The following is a 3222-nucleotide window of genomic DNA, read 5'->3' on the forward strand; positions in this document are numbered from 1 at the left end:
CAGGTGATGGACCTGCGGGTACGTAATGCGCACCGGCTCGGGCTTTTCTCCCCCGTCGCCCTCGTCGTCGGCGGGCTCTTCCTCCCACTCGCTTGGGCAGGGAATGCCCAGCTTCTTGGGCAACCCACCAGCGTGGAACCGCATCTTGCCCCCGAGCGCAGCCTGGGCCCGGAGCCATTCGGCTCCGGCTTTCGTGTCGCCGATGGCGGCACGGTCCAAGAGTTGCCCCAGCAGCTTGCCCTTGCCCCTGGCCTTCTTCGTGCCGTGGCTGGCCAGCTCGTGCGAGGTTTCGAGCTTCGCGGCGTAGTCGTTGACGCAATCGGCCTTGAAGTCGAACCCGTGTTCGTTGACCTTGCCGCCCACCTCGGCCACGGCTTTCGACCAGGCCGACCGCATGGCCGCTTCCAACTCGGCCAGGTCGGTGCCTGCCAGGTACGTCAGCAGCACATGCAGATGGGGGTGGAGGCCATTGGCCCCAACTGGTGCTTCAAGGGCTTTCAGCTTGCCCACGCATCCGACCTTGCGATACCACTTGGCCATGCGCCGGTCGAACAGCGAAAACGCCTTATAGAGCCGGTCCACCACGTCGCCCCAGTCGTCGCCGTAGGCATGGGCGATGGTGAACGTAACCAGGGCACCGGACAGGCCAGCCACCGACAAGGCAGGCATGAGCGCACCGCGCAACCATCCCCGGGTCTGGGACACACGGGCGCGGGCGCAGTGGTCGCACGACCAGGACGACCGGCAGGCAAAGTGCCCCAGCATCCGGGGAGCGCCGTCGGCAGGTATCTGGATTTCCGCAATATTGGGGTCGGCCCCGTAGTTGCGCCAGCGGCCGCAACCCAGCACGGACGAGCCGCGCAGGTTCTCCCCGGTCTTCTTCCAGTGCCCGGCCATCAGCTTCGAGGCCACGGCCACCCGGACAAACTCCCGGTTTTTTGGGGTGGAGGGTGGAGAAGCCCTATTCTTCCCAAGAAGGGGGTCCGGGGCACCCGCTGGCGAACCTGCTGCCGGGGTTGCTACGAGCGTAGCGAGTCGGTTTTTTTTGCTGTCAGAGACCATTGCCGCGCCCTTGGGCGGCGGCTTGTGGTTTGACAATTACTGATGAAAAATGTAATCTAGTCATAAGAGTTCCCTCTGTTGCTGTTCCGTCCGCCAAGATAGAGACAGCAACTTCAAAACCCGCCACCATGGCGGGTTTTGTCTTTCTACGGTAGCAATTTGTGTAACCGAAGTCAATTGAACGGCGTTCAGGGGCCGAGGCCATCCCCGTTGGGCCACTTCTCTTCTACGAAGCTGGCAAAGGTTTTTGCCGCGCTGCGGTTGATGCCGTAGTCAGTGGTATCCGCAGGCGTTCCACCCGGCCCCAACGCCTTTGCGACCGTTACCGACGCCCTGACCGTCTCGAACATGGCCGGGTCTTGTCTGGCCAACTCCAAAACTTCGGCAACGGCTGGGTTCTTGTGAACGAAGTTCAACAAGGCCAACGTATCGGACCCGAACCTGTTGAGGATCTCTCGAACCTTCCTAAATTCGTGCCAACTTGGCACCATTTTTTCAAAATACCTGCGCTCTTCGGCAACGCTCGACAGGTTGAAAAGGGCATCCTTTTCCGCAAGTTTCGCGGAAGCCGAACGCGCTTTGGCGTCGCGGTTTGCTACCTTCGTCTCAGCTGCCAACGCATCGATTTCGGCCACACGCGCCCGCAGCTTGCTCCACTCTTTATCGACGGCAGCGCCCTGCCCTTTCATCGCTTCGCGTAGCTCTTCGAGTGCTGCCCTTTCGGCATTGAGCGCACTACGCTGCGCCGTCATCGCCTGGGCCTCGAAGCCCGTGCGCTGGGCTTCATCGAGCGCGACCGCGAGCAAGTCAGACGCCACCCGCGACTTGATGGCCGCATCGTCCAGATGGTCCGCAGCAGCCAACGCCGCCGCGTCGATGTCCTTGGCCTGCTTCTTCCAGTACGCGCCCAGCGGCTCATGCTCGCGCCGGGTCTCGGACTTGGGTTCACCCCGCAGCAAATCGTGGCCGCGTGCCTGGACAAACAAGGCCACATCGGTCTGCATCTGAATCATGGGGTCCTTGCCCGCAAAGAAGTGCGAGGCGTTCAGCGTGGTTACCTCACGCTCCATCTTTTTGGTTTTGCGCATCGACGTTTCGATGGGCACGGCCAGGACGGAAAGGTGGGGCGTTTTCTCGTCAAAGTGCATGTATGCACCAACGATATTGGCCTCACCGAAGAACTGCTTTGCGAAGTCCAGGCAGTCGTACAGGTAGGCTTTTTGCTCCTCGTAGCTCTTGCCCTCGAAGAACTCCGGCGACGCACCAAGCATCATCTCCACGACCTTGTTTGCATCGGGCCGTGGCTTTCGTGTGCAGGTGGCAATTCGGTCCCGCACTGCCTTGTTGAAACTGGCGCGATCGTGAGCACCGATAACGACATTGAGGTGCGACCGGCTCAGGTCCACGTTGTCGAGCTTCGAGCCAGGGATGCGCAGATGGTGCCCGACCAGTCCCGCTATCGTGTCGCGCGTTTTGTATTTGTCCGTCCTCAGAATCACGTATGCCATCGCCCTGCCCCTTTGGACCAAGCTACACGACGGTTTTCTAAAGTCAAACGAACGGGGGGTGTTTTTGCGTTTGCTGTACTCACTACGGCATTTTTTGCATGGCCCTTCGGTCCAAGCAAAAAAAGCCTGCTTTCGCTCTGCCGAGGGCTAAGGCAGGGAGCCCCAAAACCGGGCCGCCAAGGCGCGTTGCGCGCATGGCTGGCCCTACCCCACACGCCAGCCACTAAACGGGCGCTATGGCCCGTTTTGGCTCGAATACCGAACAGCCCTGTTTGTCATGGCCCGCAGACGAGTCCAGGGGCGTGCCAGCACCGTGCCCCGCGTCGTGGGCCTGTGCTTTTGCGACCTCTGCGGGTTTCGCTTCGCTTCCATGGGCTTCGCCCATACCCAACACGAAGCCACGCGCCTTGGCCTCGATGTATGCCGGCACCTCGTCGGGCCGCAGCACACGCGCACCAGCTTCGTCCACGATGCGCTGGAAGTGGTCATCGGTCCAATCGGCAAAACGCTGGATGACGCCCGCGCGGGTGTCGTTTCGGTCCACCTCCGCACACAGCGCCGCGACCATGCGCAGCACCCTGGCCGGGTCAGCCGACCGGGCCGACCGCAGGATGGCCGCCAGCCCTGCCCTCCCCGTGGTCCCGGTGGCTTT

The 3222-nt window shown here is 61.9% G+C and carries 3 protein-coding genes; all 3 read right to left on the minus strand.

What is annotated here, in order from left to right; translation table 11 throughout:
• The coding region (locus tag ACSQ3D_RS27790; protein ID WP_436129023.1) for a hypothetical protein at positions 1-918 on the minus strand (918 nt) is incomplete at its 3' end.
• Between the two features lie 332 nt (positions 919-1250).
• Positions 1251-2570, minus strand: coding sequence for a MobV family relaxase (gene mobV, locus ACSQ3D_RS27795; RefSeq protein ID WP_436129024.1), 1320 nt, complete (start codon positions 2568-2570; stop codon positions 1251-1253).
• A 223-nt stretch (positions 2571-2793) separates the two neighbouring features.
• Positions 2794-3222, minus strand: a 429-nt coding sequence (locus tag ACSQ3D_RS27800) for a hypothetical protein (RefSeq protein WP_436129025.1), incomplete at its 5' end; no start/stop codon positions are given.

The organism is Acidovorax sp. LjRoot117, from assembly GCF_964252695.1.
Classification (GTDB): Bacteria; Pseudomonadota; Gammaproteobacteria; order Burkholderiales; family Burkholderiaceae_C; genus Acidovorax.